Genomic DNA, 17,585 nt, shown 5'->3' with positions numbered 1-17,585 from the left:
GGGATCAGCCGGCGGGCTGGTCGTACCGGGCGACGCCCCCGAAAGCGCCGAACCGCTCCGGGTGCTCGTCCACATCGGACGGCGAGTCCGGGCGCCACAGCGGCATGTGCACCACGCCCGGTTCGAGGACCGTCCAATCGCCGAAGAAACCGGTGACCTGCGCGCGGGAGCGCAGGGTGATCTCGGTGTCCGTCCGTGCGGAGAGCCGCTGGGCGTCCAGCATCTCCTGTGGCTGGTCCTCGAAGGTGGAGTGCGAGACGACCAGGAAGCTGCCCGGAGCGGCGGCGGCCCGCAGGGTGGCCAGGATCTCCTCAGGCCGGTCGCCGTCGGGGATGAAGTGCACCACCCCGGCCAGCAGGATGCCCACCGGCCGACTGAAGTCGATCAGCCCGAGCTGCCGGGTCTCGGCGAGGATCCGATCCGGCTCGCGCAGGTCAGCGTGGATGACTCCGGTCAACTCGTTGCCGGCGAGCAACTCCCGGCTGTGCGCGACCGCCACCGGGTCGATGTCGACGTACACCACCCGGGCCTTGGGGTTCAGCCCTTGCGCCACCTCGTGAACGTTGCCCACGGTGGGAATTCCGGAGCCGATGTCGAGGAACTGGTCGACGCCGGCGTCGAGCAGCACCCGGACGGCCCGACGCAGGAACTCCCGGCCGGAACGCATGGTGGCGGCGAGATTCGGGGTCATGCTGGCGATCTGCTCAGCCAACTGCCGGTCGATCTCGAAGTTGTGCGCCCCGCCCAGGAAGTAGTCGTACACCCGGGCCGCGCTCGGCCTGGTCAGATCGATCTCGGTCGGCAGTCCGTCCGGCATCAGCGTGCTCCCCAGTTCATCGCCGCGGCGCGGGACGGCACCGACGCCGCCGCGTACCCGGGCACGCGCGAGCACCGGTCGACCCGCGGGTCGTGTGGTGTGGACCACTCTAGGCGGCCGACTCCAGAGTCGGGAGACTCGTTCAGGCTCTTTCCGCGCTCAGTCGGTCGACTCCAACAGGAGCGAGATGCCCTGACCGACGCCGATGCACATGGTGGCCAGAGCCCTGCGGCCTCCGCGACGGCGCAATTCCAGGGCGGCGGTCAGCGCCAGCCGCGCGCCGCTGGCGCCGAGCGGGTGCCCCAGCGCGATGGCACCGCCGTTCGGGTTGACGTGTTCGGCGTCCACGGGCAGTCCCAGCTCACGCAGCACCGCCACGGACTGCGCGGCGAACGCCTCGTTCAGCTCCACCACGTCGACCGCGCCCAGCTCGACGCCGACCCGGTCGAGCAACTTGCGGGTGGCCGGCACCGGGCCGATCCCCATGATCCGGGGCGGCACGCCGGCCGCCGCCGCACCGCCGATACGAGCCAGCGGGGTCAGGCCGTACCGCTGCACCGCCGCCTCGCTGGCCACCAGCAGCGCGACCGCGCCGTCGTTGACGCCTGAGGAGTTGCCGGCCGTCACCGTGCCGCCCTCCCGGAACGGGGTGGGCAGCGCGGCCAACTTCTCCAGCGACGTCTCCCGGGGGTGCTCGTCGACCTCGACAAGTCGGGTCTCTCGACGGCCGGCCGGCACGGACACCGCCACGATCTCCTCGGCGAACCGGCCGTCGGCCTGCGCCTTGGCCGCGCGCTGCTGTGAGCGGTACGCGAAGGCGTCCTGATCGGCCCGGCTGACGCCGTACTCGGCGGCCACGTTCTCCGCCGTCTCCGGCATCGAGTCGACCCCCCACCCGTCCCGCATCAACGGGTTCACCAGCCGCCAGCCCAGGGTGGTGTCGTACACCTCGGCCGAGCGGGAGTACGCCGACGTCGCCTTCGGCATGACGAACGGCGCCCTGCTCATGCTCTCGACCCCGCCGGCGATCACCAGCTCCGCGTCCCCGGCCACGACGGACCGGGCGGCGGTGGCGAGGGCGTCCAGCCCGGAGCCGCAGAGCCGGTTGATCGTGGTGCCCGGCACCTCCTCGGGCAGGCCGGCCAGCAACGCCGCCATCCGGGCCACGTTGCGGTTGTCCTCGCCGGCCTGGTTGGCGCAGCCGAGCACCACGTCATCCACCCGCGCCCAGTCCACCGACGGGTGACGGGCGACCAGCTCACGGATCACGTGCGCGGCCAGGTCGTCGGGGCGGACGCCGGCCAGCGCGCCCGCGTACCGGCCGATCGGGGTACGGACACCGGCCACCAGGTATGCCACGGTCATCGCGAGTCCTTAGGGGGTGCAGACGGCGGGGGTGGGGCCGCCCACCGTGGTCAGGTGGGCTTCTGGGCGCCAGGATATCCGCGCGCGCAGCGGATAGGTTGACGGCATGACCCGGGCACAGTTCAGCGCAGAGACCAGCGGCGGTGGCGCGTTCGTCCGCCAGCCCAACCGGTTCACCGGCCGGGTCACCCCGGACTCGACCGCCCTGCCCGGCGGCGGCCCCGACGAGCAGGGCCGCTGGCCGCTGGAGGCCGGCCGGTACCGGCTCATCTGGTGCCGCGCCTGCCCGTGGGCGCACCGGGCGAGAATCGTGCGCGGCCTGCTCGGCCTGGACGACGCGATCTCGCTGGGCACCGTCGATCCGATCCGGGACGAGCGGGGCTGGGCGTTCGCCCTCGACCCGGACGGCTTCGACCCGGTCCTGGGCGTCAGCTTCCTCTCCGAGGCATATGTGGCCACCGACCCGGACTACACCGGCCGGGTGACCGTGCCGGCGCTGGTCGACAGCCTGACCGGCCGGGTCGTCACCAACGACTACCCGCAGCTCACCCTCGACCTCTCCACCGAGTGGCGGCGGCTGCACGCTCCCGACGCGCCGGATCTGTACCCGGTCCAGCTGCGCCCGGAGATGGACACGCTGATGGCCGAGATCCACACCGACGTCAACAACGGCGTCTACCGGTGCGGGTTCGCGACCTCGCAGGAGGCGTACGACGAGGCGTTCCGGGCTCTCTTCGCCCGGCTGGATGCGCTCTCCGAGCGGCTGGCCGGGCAGCGTTACCTGATGGGTGACGCGATCACCGAGGCCGACGTGCGGCTGTTCACCACGCTGGTCCGCTTCGACGCCGCGTACCACGGGCACTTCAAGTGCAACCGCAACAAGCTGACCGAGATGCCGGTGCTGTGGGCGTACGCCCGGGACCTGTTCCAGACCCCGGGCTTCGGTGAGACGGTGGACTTCGACCACATCAAGCGGCACTACTACGGCACCCACCGGGAGATCAACCCGAGCGGCATCGTGCCGCTCGGGCCTGACGAGTCCGGCTGGAGCACGCCACACGGCCGTGGCTGAGCCGGGTCGGCCCGGCACGACGACCGCGCCGAGGGCTGGCTCGGACGTCGCCCGCCGGGTCGCCGGGTCCGCCGCGGCCGGCTGCGCGCTGGCCGGTGCGGTCGCGGTGACGGTCGCCGTGGTCGCCGGTCCGGGTCCGGGTCTCACCGGGTACGTGAGCGAGGCGGGCATCGCCGGCAGTGGCCACGCCGCGACGTACCGGATCGGGGTCCTCGCCCTGGCCGGCGCGTTGCTGCTGGTCGGCGCGGCGCTGCCTCCCGGGGTGTGGGCGGCAGCGCCGGCGCTGCTCGCCACCGGTGCCGTGTTCACCGCGGTGTCCGGGGCGGTGACCTGCTCCGCCGGCTGTCCGCTGCCGCCGTTCGAGCGGGCCACGACGGCGGATCTGGTGCACGGTGGCGCGAGCATCGCGGCGACCGCGGCGGTGGTCCTCGCCATGGTCGCGCTCGCCTTTCCGGGCCGGCCGGGCCGGCGGTGCGTCGGCTCGCCGGCGGGGCCGCCGCGCTGGCCCTGCCGCTCTGCGCCACGGTGGGGCTGGCCATGCTCATCGTGGGTCGGGGCGCGGTGGTGGGTGTGCTGGAGCGGCTGATCCTCGTGCTCGCGGTGCTGTGGGGCCTGGCCACCGCCACTGCCCTGGCGCTGGCCCGCCGCTAGGACGTAAGGAGCGTCACGCCTAGCGCCCCTTCCAGAGCGCGGCAATCGGCGTATCGTCGTCTGGCGATGACCAATGTCTGGGGCCTCACCGTCCGCCTGTATGTCGATCTCCGACTGCAGGCCAGCGGCATCTGTCCGGGCTAGCTGCGTTCCTACGCCTGCCCCGATCAGACCAGACAATTGGACACGTACTCATGCCCTTCAGCCTGCGCAAGATTCCCTTCTCCGTGCAGATCCTGCTCGGCCTCGTGCTCGGCGTCGCGCTGGGCTTCCTGGCCCGCACCAACGACCTGAGCTGGCTGACCAGCACCCTGCACACCGTCGGTGGCCTCTTCATCCAGCTACTCAAGCTGGCCGTGCCGCCGCTGGTCTTCACCGCCATCGTGGTCAGCGTGGTCAGCCTGCGCGGCGTGGCCAACGCGGCCCGGCTCGCGCTCAAGACCCTGATGTGGTTCGGCATCACCGCGCTGATCGCGGTGAGCATCGGCATCGGCCTCGGCCTGCTCGTCAACCCGGGCAAGGGAGTGACCCTCGACCTGGGTGGCGCGGCGCCGCCGAAGAACACCGGCTCCTGGACCGACTTCCTCACCGGCATCGTGCCCACCAACCCGGTCGGCGCGTTCGTCGAGGGCAACGTCCTTCAGATCGTCTTCCTCGCGCTCGTGGTCGGTGCCGCGGCCCTGCTGGTCGGCGACGCCGCCGAGCCGTTCGTGGCGCTGAACCGCTCCCTGCTGGAGATCGTCCAGAAGGCGCTCTGGTGGGTCATCCGCCTCGCCCCGATCGGCACCCTCGGCCTGATCGGCAACGCCGTCGCCTCGTACGGCTGGGACCTGCTGGCCCCCCTCGCCAAGTTCACCACCGCCGTCTACGTCGGCTGCGCCATCGTGCTGTTCGTGGTCTACCCGCTGGTGCTGATCCTCGCCGGCCGCCTCAACCCGCTGCGCTTCTTCGCCGGCGCCTGGCCGGCGATCGAGCTGGCCTTCGTGTCCCGCTCCTCGGTCGGCACCATGCCGGTGACCCAGCGCTCCGTCGAGCGGCTCGGCGTGCCGCGTGAGTACGCCTCGTTCGCGGTGCCCTTCGGCGCCACCACGAAGATGGACGGTTGCGCCGCGATCTACCCGGCCCTCGCCGCGATCTTCGTGGCCCAGGTGTTCGGTGTGCAGCTCGGCGTCACCGACTACCTGCTGATCGCCTTCGTCTCGGTGGTCGGTTCGGCGGCCACCGCCGGCCTGACCGGCGCGATCGTGATGCTCACCCTGACCCTCAGCACGCTGGGCCTGCCACTGGCCGGCGCCGGTCTGCTGCTGGCCATCGACCCGATCCTGGACATGATCCGCACCGCCACCAACGTTGCCGGGCAGGCACTGGTGCCGACCGTGGTCGCCGCCCGCGAGGGCACCCTCGACCGGGTCGCGTACGAGTCCGCCGGCCGCCGCGATCTGACCGACCCGGAGCCGGCCCCGCTCGCCCGACCCGACCGGCAGGACGAGCTGAGCCCCGTCCCCGCCTGACCCCGGCATATCGACGTCGACGGACCCCGCGCCGAGGGGTCCGTCGACGTTTCCGAGAGGATGACCACATGAGCTCCCTGTTCACACCGCTGGCCCTACGCGCGGTCAACCTGCCCAACCGCATCGCCATGGCGCCGATGTGCCAGTACTCGGCCGGCCCGGACGGTCTGCCCACCGACTGGCACCTGATCCACCTCGGCACCCGCGCGGTCGGCGGCGCCGGTCTGGTGCTGACCGAGGCGACCGCCGTACTGCCCGAGGGCCGGATCAGCCCGCAGGACACCGGGCTGTGGTCCGGCGCGCACGTCGACGCGTGGCGGCCGGTGACCGGGTTCGTCGCCGCCCACGGCGCGGTGCCGGCCGTGCAGCTCGCGCACGCCGGGTTCAAGGCCTCCACCTATCGGCCGTGGGCATCGGAACGCGGCGGTGTGCCGGACGCCGACGGTGGCTGGACGCCCGTCGCCCCCGGTGCGGAGCCGTTCACCGCCGGCTACCGGACGCCGACCACCCTCGACGAGGCCGGTATCGCCGGTGTCGTCGACGCGTTCGCGGCCGCCGCCGAACGTGCGCTGGCCGCCGGCTTCGCCGCCGTGGAGATCCACGCCGCCCACGGTTACCTGCTCAACGAGTTCCTCTCCCCGCTGACCAACCACCGCACCGACTCCTACGGCGGCGACCGGGCCGCCCGGATGCGGCTCACCCTGGAGGTGGCTCGCGCGGTGCGCGCCGCGGTCGGTGAGAACGTCCCGGTGCTGACCCGGATCTCCGCCACCGACTGGGTCGAGGGCGGCTGGACGATCGAGGACAGCGTGGTGCTCGCCGGCGAACTGGCCGGCGTGGGCGTCGACCTGGTCGACGCTTCCTCCGGCGGCGTCAGCGTGGACCAGCGCGTCCCGCTCGGCCCCGGCTACCAGGTGCCGCTGGCCGCCCAGATCCGCCGCGAGGCCGGCGTACCCACCGGCGCGGTGGGCCTGATCGTCGAGCCCGAGCACGCCGAGCAGATCATCGCCAGCGGCGAGGCCGACCTGGTGCTGCTCGGCCGGGAGTTGCTGCGCGACCCGTACTGGCCGCGTCGGGCCGCCGCCAAGCTCGGCGTCACGTACACCGGGCCCGCCCAGTACGCCCGCGCCTGATTCCGGGCCGGTCGGGCGACTGCCGCACCGTGCAGCCGCCCGACCGTCCGCCGCCCGACCGTCAACCAGCCAGGTGCGACCAGTCGCCCTCCAGGTCCTGCCAGGTGCCCTGGGCCGCCACCGTGCCGCCGAGCAGCACCACCACGTGGTCGGCCCGGACCAACGCGGCGCGCTTCGCGGTCGAGCCGACCACGGTCACCCCATGGCCGCGCAACGCCTGCCACAGCGCCAGCTCGGTGGTGACGTCCAGCGCCGACGACACGTCGTCCGCGACCAACAATTCGGTACGCGGAGCCAGCGCCCGGGCCAACGCCAACCGCTGCAACTGCCCGCCGGAGAGCCGGGTGCCCTTGTGCCCGATGAGCAGGCCCAGCCCACCGCCAGCGGCGGCCAGGTCATGGTCGAGCTGAGCGGTGCTGACCGCCCCGGCCGCGTCCACCTGGTGCCCGAGTGCGATGTTGTCGGCCACCGTGCCGGAGAGCACCCGAGGCAACTGACCGACGTAGCCGACCTGGTTGGGGCGCAGGAACAGCTCCGGCTCGGTGACCGGGTCGCCGTTCCAGGCCAGCTCGCCGGTGTGGTGCACGATCCCGGCCAGCGCCCGCAGCAACGAGGACTTGCCCGACCCCACCGGTCCGACAACCAGCACCAACTGCCCACGCTGCACGGTCAGGTCCACATCCCGGACGGCGACCGTACCGTCGGAGTGCACCACCCCGAAGCCCCGCAACTCCAGCCGGCGCAGCGCATGCCGGGGCGGTGGCGTCGGCGCGGGCGCCGTCCCGGCGGCCAGGTCGACCGCCGAAACCCCCGCGGAGTACGCGTTCACCCCGGTCATCGCCACCGTGCGTCGGGTCCAGACCCGCGCCGAGGGCAGCTGGGAGATCAACGACGCCGTCGTCCAGGCGAACCAGCGGGCCGCGCCCAGGGTCGAGACGGCCACCAGCACCGCCCCGGCGGAGAGTCCGCCACTCAGGTAGAGCGCCCACGCGCCGATCGGCAACAGCCCGCTGGCCACCGACGGCGTGGAACGTGACCACACCTGCACCGAGATCTCCCGCCGCTGCCGGTCGCTGCGCAGCACGTCCAGGGCCGCCAGGTGGCGAAGCACCGCCGTGGTCGCGCCGGCCAGCTTCACCGTCCGCGCTGCGGAGAGCGCGGAGACCAGCGCCGTTGCGAAGGCGGCCCGCGCCGCCACCGTCGCCCGGGCCGCACGCTCGAGCTTCGGCCCGAACAGCGTCGCGGCCAGCCCGGAGACCACCATCGTGCCGAGGAAGAACAGCCCCGGTACGACGCTGCCGGTGACCGCCGTCATGGCGACCACCAGGACCAGCGCCACGGCCTGGTCCAGCACGTTGTCGGCGAGCTGGACCACCCGCTCGGTGTCGCCGCCCTGCGCCACCACCTCGGCCGGGGTGTGCGAGCTGACCCGGCGCGGCCCGGTCTGGCCGTGCACCAGGCGCAGGCCGATCCGCAGCATCTGCCGCACCCACCACTGGGGGAACCAGACGTGGGTGTAGTACGGCAGCGGCAGGGTGACCAGCAGCCCGGCCACGATCCCCACCGCCGGCAGGTACGGGTTACCCGTCCCGTCGACCAGGTCGGCCCAGAGCCAGGGCAGCACCGGCCCGTCCAGACCCAGCAGGCTGAGCCCGAGGAACAGCCCGATCGCGGCCAGCCCGTACCGGGGATCGTTGGTGCAGAGTCGGACGATCTCCCGCAGCGTCCGGGCCGGCGGCACGGGCGGCAGTGGCGGCGGGTCGGCACGAGTCGGCACGACCGACCCGACCAGCCCGACCGGCGCGGTCGCCGGCTCGGTCGGCCAGGCGTCGGCCGGGTCGGGGCCGACCAGCAGGTCGGTGCCGACGCCGGTGCGGCCAACCGGCACCGCCGCGGCGTACGCGGCGGCGTGACTCGTCGCCAGCAGTTCGGCGAAGCGCGTCGACGTCTCCAGCGGGCCAGCCTCGACCACCGCGCCGTCGGCCAGCACCACCACCTCGTCACAGCGGCGCACGGAGGAGAGTCGGTGCGCGATGACGATCCCGATCCGGTCGCGCAGCAGCCGTTCGGTGGCCCGCTGCACCCGTGCCTCGGTGACGGGGTCCAGCCGCGCGGTGGCCTCGTCGAGGATCACCACATGCGGGTCACGGACCAGGATCCGGGCGAACGCCACCAACTGCTCCTGACCGGCGGAGAGCACGTGCCCGCCCTCCCCCAGCCGGGTCGCCAACCCCTCCGGCAGCTCGGCGATCCAGCCGGCCAGGCCCAGCTCGTTCAACGCCTGTGCTGCGGCGTCGAGCAGCTCCGGGTCGAAGAGCGCGACGTTCTCGGCGAGCGTGCCGGCCAGGATCTCGGTGCGCTGCGGTACCAACGCCACCCAGCGGCGCAGCTGCTCGACGTCGAGGTCGCACAGATCGGTGCCGCCGAGGAAGACCGTTCCCGACGGCACGTCGACTGCCCTGGTGAGCACCTTCGCCAGAGTCGACTTACCCGAACCGGTACGCCCGATAAGCGCATACGAGCGGCCGCGCGTGAAGGTGAGGCTGAGCCCGCGCAGCGCGGCACCTCGGCCACTCTCCGGGCCACTCACCTGGTACCCGAACGTCAGATCACGGATGCGCAGGTCACCCTCGGTCGGGCTGGCGCCGCCAAGGGGCTCCTGCCGGGCCTGATGGAGCAACTGCACCCGGGCCCACGCGCCAAGGGCCTCCTGAATCTCCGGCACCATCCGGCTGACGTGTTCCGCGGTGGCCCCGAAAGCCAGGGCGAGCAGCCAGATGGCGGTGAGCCGAGCAGCGTCGACCCGGTCGGTGGTGAACGCCCAGGCCCCGCCGAGCACCACCACGCCGATGCCAGCCCGGATCGTCGCGGTGGCGGCCGTGGCCACCCAGGCGGACATCACCCAGACCCGCTTGCCCCGGGACAGCACGGCGGCGGCCCGCCGGGCGTACAGCCGCAACACGTACGGCCTAGCCAGGCTGGTCCGTACGTCGTCCTGGCCGTGCACCGCCTCCTCCATCACCGCGGCCAGGTCGGACCACGCCTCCTCCTCAGCCATCCGAGCAGGGGCGATCCGCGCCGTGGGCCGGCGCAGTCCAACCGCGAGCACCACCGTGAGCAGCAGCATCGCGATCCCGGCCGGCCACCACACGGCCAGCGCGACGACCATCGACAACAGGCCGACGCAGAGGCCCTGGGCGAGCCGGGTGCCCTGGTTACGGATCGCCGACGCCACCTGGTAGACATCCCCGTCGATACGGTCGAGCAGCTCGCCCACCGGAGTGGTCTCCAGGGTGGGCAGGTCCTGCCCGAAAGCCACCTGGCAGAGCCGGCGGCGCACGTCGGCGGACCAGTCAGCGGTCAGGCCAGCCATCAGCAGGCTCACCGCGAGGTCGGTGAGGACCACGGCGACCAGCGCCCCGGCCAGCACAGCGAAGAACCCGGCCGAGCGGTGCACCAGCACCGCGCCGGCCAGCGCCGACGCGCCCGCCTGACCGGCTGCGCCGAGCACGATCAGGACGGCCACGATCGTCATACGACGTGTCGAGGTGCCCCACAGATCTCGGAGCAGGCGCATGGAAAGTCCTCCGGACGTGGGGTGGCGGAGACCCCAGCCTGCCGGCGCCAACCCGTCAACTCAACCGATTTTCCCGGCCCTGAGCAGGGCGTCAGCCAAGTCTGACAACCCGAGCGCGCAACGCCGAGCGCCCCCTGACGCACCCTTAGGTCGAACAATCGAGCTGGACGGCCAGCCGCCTCACCCACGCCGTCAGCCCCCTCAACCTTCGAGCCCAAGCCCGCGCCCACGCCCTACGCCACGCGCACGCCCGCACCCTTCGCCCTCGGCCACGCCCACGCCCTACGCCACGCGCACGCCCGCACCCTTCGCCCTCGGCCACGCCCACGCCCTACGCCACGCGCACGCCCACGCCCACACCCTTCGCCCTCGGCCACGCCCACGCCCTACGCCACGCGCACGCCCACGCCCGCACCCTTCGCCCTCGGCCACGCCCACGCCCTACGCCACGCGCACGCCCGCACCCTTGGCCACGCCCTCGGCCACGCCCTCGGCCACGCCCTCGGCCACGGCCACGCCCTCGGCCACGGCCACGTGTCATGCCCTCGGCCCCGGGGACGCCCCCGGCCGGACCAGAAGGCGATCGTCCAAGCCGCGATGGATCACCCACGCCGGAGACAGCACGCCCCGATCGGGCTTTTGTCCGCATTTGCTACGCCGCAGCATGATCGGCGTTCGGTGATCAACTCGGTTTCGGTGATGTCGGGGTATCGCGCAGCCCCGGACACCCCGACATCAAGGACGTCGAGTGGATCATGACGGATTGGATGGTCTGAGGGCGCGCTCGTTGGGCCACATGGGCGGTTTGTCCGGTCTGCGTTGCCCCTGGGTTGTGACCGGTCGCACGCGTGGGCCGGAATCATGGCCGGCCCGGGGGTCGTTACACACTCTGACGATCGCAGCACCACCGGCCCGCCACCCCACCCCCAGGGGTTGGAAAGCCGATCCCCCCGGGGTTGGAATGCCGGGCCCCGCCCGGTCGTTACAGTCCCCACGACCGCCCGGCCACCGCCTCCACGAGGCTGCCGATGGATGGGCCACCCCCGGAATGACCCCCGGCCCCCGGTCGTTACACCTGAACCCGGCGCCACGAGCCACCGCCCGTAGGCCGCCGACCCCCGGCGCCATGAGCCACCGCTCCAGGCCGCCGCCCCGGCGCCATGAGCCCCGCGCTCGTAGACCGCCACCGGCGGCACACGCCACCCCCGGCCCGTAGGCACCGACCTTTAAGACTTTCCCCCATGTATGTGCAGCGCCGGACGAGGTGCTCACACCCGCACCACCGACCCCCATCGGCGGGCGGGTGTTCCTACCCCCGAAGGAGCTAACCCCCATGAACACGATCATTCGTAAGAGCATGCTGTCCGTTGCTGGTCTCGCGTTCGCCGGCGGTGTCTTCGCCGGCCCGATCACCGCCCACGCCGCCACCCCGGACGCCAAGCCGGTCGCGGTCGCGGTGCAGACAGCCACGCCTCAGGGCGACCAGTCCCGCATCACCCTCAACGACGAGCAGACCGCCAACGTCAAGGCGATCATCGCCGCCACGAAGAAGGCCGGCCTGCCCGAGCGCGCCGCGGTGATCTCCATCGCGACGAGTCTGCAGGAGTCGAAGTTGGAGAACCTGGGCCACCTCGGCGACGCCAACGACCACGACTCGTTGGGCCTGTTCCAGCAGCGCCCGACCAGCGGTTGGGGTACCCCGGAACAGATCACCGACCCCGCCTACTCCACCACCGCATTCCTCAAGGGCCTCAAGCAGGTCGACGGGTGGCAGGACATGCCCCTGACCCAGGCCGCGCAGACCGTCCAGGTCTCCGCCTACCCCGACGCCTACGCCCAGTGGGAGCAGCAGGCCACCGACCTCGTCGCCCAGCACTGGAACAGCTGACCCACCGCGCGACCCGCAGAACAGCACCGCAGAACACCGACCGCTGGCCGGCACCCCACCCCGGGGTGCCGGCCAGCGGCGTTTCCTTGGCAGGTCGCGACGACCCTGCAGATCTTGGACAGTTTCCGTTATCCGGGCGGGCTCAACCGGTGGTTGCAACACCCTTCGGTGATCTTCGTTGGGGTGGTTATGGCGTCGAGGTTGAGCCCGCTGGAGCGGGAACAGATCGGGTTGGGTCGGGCTGCGAATGAGTCGTTGCGGTCGATCGCGCGCAGGTTGGAGCGGTCGGTGTCGACGATCTCGCGGGAGGTAGGCCGGTTCGAGCGCTACGGGCAGCGGTATCAGCCGTCGATGGCGCAGTGGGCGTCGTTTCTGCGGCATAACCGCTCCGGGCGGGTGCCGCGGTTGGCTGGTGACGGGCCGTTGCGTCAGATAGTGCTGGATATGCTGCGGCGACGTCGTTCGCCGCAGCAGATCAGTGCCCGCCTGCGGGCGCAGTTCCCGGACACGCCGGAGATGTGGGTGTCGCACGAGACGATTTACCAGGCGATCTACCTGCAGGCGCGGGGCAATCTACGCGCGGAGTTGACGCGGCAGGTGGCGTTGCGATCGGGTCGCGCCGCTCGCCGCCGTCGGGCAGCGAGCGCTGGGGCGGTGCGTTCGGCTCGGCCCTGGGTGAACCTGCGCATCGCTGACCGGCCGGCCGAGGTCGCCGACCGGGCGGTGCCGGGGCATTGGGAGGGTGACCTGCTCGAAGGAGTCCGTCGGGGTGGGTGCGGTGGTTCCGCGATCGCCACGTTGGTGGAACGCGCTACCCGGTTCGTGATCCTGGTCGGGCTGCCCGAGGGCAAGGTCTCCGAACACGTCGTGTCTCAGCTGGCCGCCGCGATGACCTGGCTCCCGCAACGGTTACGAGCCTCGCTAACCTGGGACCAGGGCGTCGAGATGGCCCGACACCGTGACTTCACCATCGCCACCGACTGCCCGGTCTACTTCTGCGACCCACACAGTCCCTGGCAACGCGGCAGCAACGAAAACACCAACGGACTGCTGCGCCAGTACTTCCCCAAAGGCCAATTCGACTTCACCACCATCGACCAAGCCGGCCTCGACCACGTCGCCGACGAACTCAACGACCGCCCCCGCATGACCCTAGGCTGGGCCACCCCAGGTGAGAAGATGACCCAGCTACTCAGTGTTGCAACCACCGGTTGAGCCCGCCCCGCGAACGGAAACTGTCCAAGATCTGCAGGTCCGAAGCGAAGCGGCCGGGTTCAGCGCCGGCAGCCAGCACACCGCAGCGGGCAACTACACCGCGACCACCCGCACGCAGACCTCGCGCCCAGCAGCGAACAGCCTTCGCCCCAGCGCGCCCCAGCGCGCCCCAGCGCGCCCCAGCGCGCCCCAGCAACCCAGCAACCCAGCAGCCCAGCAGCCCAGCAGCCAACGGTCAGAAGAGGACCGTGGCGAGGGTGCCGATCGGCTGGAAGCCGCAGCGTTCGTAGACCCGGCGGGCCGGGAGGTTGAAGTCGTTGACGTAGAGGCTGACCGTGGGAGCGACCCGCAGCAGCGCGTCGCGGACCACGGCGGCCATGGCGGCGGTGGCGATCCCTCGGCCTCGCCACTCGGGTGCCACCCAGACGCCCTGGACCTGCGCTGTCCGCTTGGTCACCACGGCCAACTCGGCCTTGAACACGACCTTGCCGTCGACGAAGCGGGCGTACGCCCGACCGGCTCGGACCAGGTCGTTGACCCGCCGGCGGTAGCTGCGCCCGGCGTCCTCGGCCAGTGGGGAGACGCCGACCTCTTCGGTGTACATGGCCACCGCCGCCGGGAAGAGCCGGTCGACCTCGCCGGAGCGGACCTGGCGGACTTCCGGGTCGGCCGGTACGGAGGGCAGGGTGTCGGCGGCGAGCAGTGGCTGGTTGGGGCGAACGTCTCGGGCTGGCCCCCAGGTGTCGGAGAGCCGGTCCCACAGCCCGAGGACGGCATCGGCCCGGCCGACGATGGAGGAGCAGAGCCGCTCCTCGCCGGCGAGCAGGTCAGCGAAGGCGGCCACCGCGGCGTCGGTGGCCAGCACGGGGGTCAGGTTGCCGCCGAGCCAGCAGAGCGATTCCAGGTTGCGCCGTGCGCCGTACCCCAGGATCCTGCCCTCTGCCCTCCACCAGGAGAGTCCGCGCGCGGCGATGCGCTCGGCGACCTGCGCGCCCGCGAACGGGTCATGGTCGAGCAGTCGCTCGACCGCGCGGCGCTCCGATTCCCCCAGTTGCCGTACCGGCACCGTCAGCACGACTACCAGCCTGCCAGATCGACCCCCCGCTCCGCCGGTCGAGTGACGAGGCCGCTCTCAGACGGTCACCGGCTCTGCGGGCTCGCTGATCGGCCGGGTCCGCCCGGCCCACCGGACGACCGGGGGCACCAGGGCCCCGAGCAGGAGGAACAGGGCACCGAGCACAAGCCAGCCCGGTACGCCCCAGCCGAGCGCGAGGCTGGTGACCACTACCGGCGCGAGCATCTTGCCCAGTTCGTAGCCCATGCCGTACGCCCCCTGGTACTGCCCCTGGGCGTCCGCTGGCGCCAGCCCGAAGGAGATTCCCCAGCCGGCGGCGGAGTGCCACAGTTCCCCGGTCACATGGGCGAGCGACCCGCAGGCGAGCAGGCCGATGGCACCGGCCGTGGGCAGCGCACCGCTGGCAGCGAAGAGTACGCAGGCAAGGGCGATGGCCACGCCCGCTCGACGGGCGGCGCGGGCGGCTCCGGGCAGGGTGGCGGCGCTACCCGCGACGCGTACCTGGAGGAGCACCACCAGCACGGTGTTGACCAGCGTCAACGCGGAGATCATCCAGACGGGTGCCCGGGTGTGCCCGGCGATCCACAGCGGCAGGGCGATGGTGAGCAGGCTGAAGTGCATGGACATCAGCCCGTCGACCAGGGTGAAGGCGAGGAAGGGGCGGTCCCGCAGGGCGATCAGCCGGGGGCCGTGCGTCGGGGCGGCGACCGGGGCGACGGCGGGCAGTCGGAGGAAGACCGCCGCTGCGGCCATTGACGCCGCCGCCGCGGTCAGGATCAGCGCGACGTATCCGGTGCGGGTGTCGGCGGCGATGGCGAATCCGCCGAGGACGGCGCCGATGGAGATCCCGACGTTGGTGGTGGCCCGGAGGTAGGCGCGGGTGCGTACCCGCTGGTCGGCGGGGATCGCTCCGGCGATCAGCGCGCCCCGGGCGCCGCGCTCGATCGCGTCGGCGAGTGCCGTGGCGGCTCCCACCAGCACGAACATGGGGAATGACCGGACGGCGATCAGGCCGGTGGTCAACATCCCGGCGGCGAACAGCGCGCCGACCTGCACACCCCGTGGGCCGACGCGGTCGGCCAGGTAGCCGCTCGGTGTGCTGGCCAGTACACCGACCAGCGCCGAGATGGTCAGCCCGATGCCCACCTGGGTCGCCGACAGGCCGACCGATCGGGTGAGGAAGAGCGCGCTGGCGACGAGCCACAGCCCACGCCCGACGGTTTTGACCAGGGTGCCGAGGGTGAGGACCCGGGCCGGGCCCGGCGGAGGAAGCAGGCGCATGATCGGCACTCTAGCAAGACGTACGTACGGTTTGCAAAGAAGAGGTTGTCGGCGATGCATTGCCGATATATCGTTGATGCATCAGCGACAGTACGAAGAGAGGAAGAACCCGATGAGGTTCCACCGACAGCACCACCCGATGCACGAGGCCCGGATGCGTGGGTTCGGCTTCCCGCCGGTCCCGCCCGGTCCGCATGGCGGCCATGGCCACGAGCACGGACACGGCGGCCCCTGGGGCGGTCGAGGCCGTGGACGGGGTCGGGGCCGACGCCCCAACGTCCGGGGTGCCGTGCTGGCCCTGCTCACCGAGCGGCCGATGCACGGCTACGAGATGATCCAGGAGATCGACTCCCGCACCGGCGGTGCGTGGCGGCCGAGCCCGGGCTCGATCTACCCCACCCTCCAACTACTGGAGGACGAGGGCGTGATCGTCGCCAGCACGGAGGAGTCCGGCGGCGGGCGAAAGCGGTTCACGGTCACCGAGGCAGGTCAGGCGGAGGCCACCGAGGCCGCGCAGACCCCGCCCTGGGCGGACGTCGCCCAGGGCACGGTGAGCAGCTGGCACGACATCCGTGACTCCGGCGCGCAGGCGATGAACGCCCTGCGCCAGGTGATGATGAACGGCACCGACGACCAGCGCGAGCGCGCCGCCCAGGTGCTCGACGAGACCCGACGCAAGCTGTACGCGATCCTCGCCGAATCCGAGTGACGCCGGGCCGCACCTCAGCACCACACCCGGCCCGCCGACACCGACGGGCCGGGACACCACAAAAGCGGCCGTTCCCCGTGGGGAACGGCCGCTTTTTCCACTTGGAAAATCAGTGCACGGTGACGGTCGGGCCGGTGACCAGCCCGCGCAGCTCCTCGGGAAGCTCGGCGCCCATCTCGTCGGCGATCCGCAGCGCCTCCTCGATCAGCGTCTCCACGATCTGCGCCTCGGGCACCGTCTTGACGACCTGCCCCTTGACGAAAATCTGGCCCTTGCCGTTGCCGGAGGCGACACCGAGGTCGGCCTCGCGGGCCTCGCCCGGACCGTTGACGACGCAGCCCATCACGGCCACGCGCAGCGGCACCGGCAGCCCTTCCAGACCGGCGGTGACCTCCTCGGCGAGCTTGTAGACGTCCACCTGTGCCCGCCCGCAGGACGGGCAGGAGACGATTTCCAGGCCCCGCTCGCGCAGGCCGAGCGACTCCAGGATCTGGTTGCCGACCTTGATCTCCTCGACCGGCGGGGCGGACAGCGACACCCGGATGGTGTCGCCGATCCCCTCGGCCAGCAGGGCACCGAAGGCGACCGCCGACTTGATGGTGCCCTGGAAGGCCGGGCCGGCCTCGGTGACGCCCAGGTGCAGCGGGTAGTCGCACTGCTCGGCGAGCTGCCGGTACGCGCGGATCATCACGACCGGGTCGTTGTGCTTGACCGAGATCTTGATGTCGCGGAAGCCGTGCTCCTCGAACAGCGAGCACTCCCACAGCGCCGACTCGACGAGCGCCTCGGCGGTCGCCTTGCCGTACTTGGCCAGCAGCCGCTTGTCCAGCGACCCGGCGTTGACACCGATCCGGATCGGCACTCCCGCCGCCCCCGCGGCACGGGCGATCTCCTTGACCTTGTCGTCGAACTGCCGGATGTTGCCCGGGTTGACCCGGACCGCCGCGCAGCCGGCATCGATCGCCGCGAAGACGTACTTGGGCTGGAAGTGGATGTCGGCGATCACCGGGATCTGCGACTTCTTGGCGATCGCGGGCAGCGCCTCGACGTCGTCCTGGGACGGCACGGCCACCCGGACGATCTGGCAACCGGACGCGGTCAGCTCGGCGATCTGCTGAAGGGTGGCGTTGACGTCGGAGGTGAGGGTCGTGGTCATCGACTGCACGGACACCGGCGCACCGCCACCGACCGGCACCGAACCAACCATGATCTGGCGGCTGGCCCGACGGGGAGCGAGCGGCGGGGGCGGCACGGCGGGCATACCGAGACTGATAGCGGTCACTTCAGGCAC

13 protein-coding genes are annotated in these 17,585 nt (G+C 72.0%); 7 read left to right on the top strand and 6 right to left on the bottom strand.

The annotated features are described in order from the left end of the window. Positions 1 to 4: 4 nt before the first annotated feature. Positions 5 to 817 carry an SAM-dependent methyltransferase gene (locus PCA76_RS07180; RefSeq protein WP_272616197.1) on the bottom strand — a complete coding sequence of 271 codons (813 nt, stop codon included), beginning with the start codon at positions 815 to 817 and terminating at the stop codon, positions 5 to 7. A gap of 159 nt (positions 818 to 976) precedes the next feature. Further along, positions 977 to 2,182, bottom strand: a complete 1,206-nt coding sequence (gene pcaF, locus PCA76_RS07175; protein WP_272616196.1) for a 3-oxoadipyl-CoA thiolase — start codon at positions 2,180 to 2,182, stop codon at positions 977 to 979. A 106-nt stretch (positions 2,183 to 2,288) separates the two neighbouring features. Here pcaF and PCA76_RS07170 point away from each other — a divergent pair, with 106 nt between their 5' ends. The 4 genes from PCA76_RS07170 to PCA76_RS07155 all read left to right on the top strand — a co-directional run bounded on the left by PCA76_RS07170 (position 2,289) and on the right by PCA76_RS07155 (position 6,549). Continuing rightward, on the top strand, positions 2,289 to 3,254 hold the full coding sequence (locus PCA76_RS07170; protein WP_272616195.1) for a glutathione S-transferase family protein: 966 nt from the start codon (positions 2,289 to 2,291) through the stop codon (positions 3,252 to 3,254). Further along, positions 3,247 to 3,840, top strand: a complete 594-nt coding sequence (locus PCA76_RS07165) for a DUF998 domain-containing protein (RefSeq protein ID WP_272616193.1) — start codon at positions 3,247 to 3,249, stop codon at positions 3,838 to 3,840. Before PCA76_RS07170 ends, PCA76_RS07165 begins: the two co-directional genes overlap by 8 nt. 271 nt (positions 3,841 to 4,111) lie before the next feature. Continuing rightward, positions 4,112 to 5,416, top strand: coding sequence for a dicarboxylate/amino acid:cation symporter (locus tag PCA76_RS07160; protein ID WP_272619222.1), 1,305 nt, complete (start codon positions 4,112 to 4,114; stop codon positions 5,414 to 5,416). Between the two features lie 68 nt (positions 5,417 to 5,484). Then, a complete protein-coding gene (locus tag PCA76_RS07155; protein WP_272616192.1) occupies positions 5,485 to 6,549 on the top strand; it encodes an NADH:flavin oxidoreductase/NADH oxidase in 1,065 nt (354 codons plus the stop codon). Positions 6,550 to 6,610: 61 nt separating this feature from the next. Here PCA76_RS07155 and PCA76_RS07150 read toward each other — a convergent pair whose 3' ends face one another. Continuing rightward, positions 6,611 to 10,126 carry an ABC transporter ATP-binding protein/permease gene (locus PCA76_RS07150; protein ID WP_272616191.1) on the bottom strand — a complete coding sequence of 1,172 codons (3,516 nt, stop codon included), beginning with the start codon at positions 10,124 to 10,126 and terminating at the stop codon, positions 6,611 to 6,613. Between the two features lie 1,333 nt (positions 10,127 to 11,459). On the opposite strand from PCA76_RS07150, the gene PCA76_RS07145 reads away from it, so the two are divergent. Together PCA76_RS07145 and PCA76_RS07140 are read left to right on the top strand one after the other, a co-directional pair. Next, positions 11,460 to 12,014, top strand: coding sequence for a hypothetical protein (locus PCA76_RS07145; RefSeq protein ID WP_272616189.1), 555 nt, complete (start codon positions 11,460 to 11,462; stop codon positions 12,012 to 12,014). Between the two features lie 189 nt (positions 12,015 to 12,203). Next, entirely contained in the window at positions 12,204 to 13,229 is a 1,026-nt protein-coding gene (locus PCA76_RS07140; RefSeq protein ID WP_272611387.1) for an IS30 family transposase, read from the top strand. A gap of 235 nt (positions 13,230 to 13,464) precedes the next feature. Here PCA76_RS07140 and PCA76_RS07135 read toward each other — a convergent pair whose 3' ends face one another. After that, positions 13,465 to 14,304: a GNAT family N-acetyltransferase gene (locus PCA76_RS07135; protein WP_272616187.1), complete on the bottom strand. Its 840-nt coding sequence runs from the start codon at positions 14,302 to 14,304 to the stop codon at positions 13,465 to 13,467. A gap of 57 nt (positions 14,305 to 14,361) precedes the next feature. After that, positions 14,362 to 15,585, bottom strand: a complete 1,224-nt coding sequence (locus PCA76_RS07130) for an MFS transporter (RefSeq protein ID WP_272616186.1) — start codon at positions 15,583 to 15,585, stop codon at positions 14,362 to 14,364. A 112-nt stretch (positions 15,586 to 15,697) separates the two neighbouring features. Between PCA76_RS07130 and PCA76_RS07125 the strand changes: the two genes are divergently transcribed. Further along, a complete protein-coding gene (locus PCA76_RS07125) occupies positions 15,698 to 16,294 on the top strand; it encodes a PadR family transcriptional regulator (RefSeq protein ID WP_272616184.1) in 597 nt (198 codons plus the stop codon). A 109-nt stretch (positions 16,295 to 16,403) separates the two neighbouring features. On the opposite strand, the gene ispG is transcribed toward PCA76_RS07125, so the two are convergent. Further along, on the bottom strand, positions 16,404 to 17,576 hold the full coding sequence (gene ispG / locus PCA76_RS07120; protein ID WP_053652478.1) for a flavodoxin-dependent (E)-4-hydroxy-3-methylbut-2-enyl-diphosphate synthase: 1,173 nt from the start codon (positions 17,574 to 17,576) through the stop codon (positions 16,404 to 16,406). Between the last annotated feature and the right edge of the window lie 9 nt (positions 17,577 to 17,585).

This window comes from Micromonospora sp. LH3U1, assembly GCF_028475105.1.
Classification (GTDB): Bacteria; Actinomycetota; Actinomycetes; order Mycobacteriales; family Micromonosporaceae; genus Micromonospora.
Note: the sequence above shows the minus strand (reverse complement) of the source record. Positions and strands in the feature narration are given on the sequence as shown.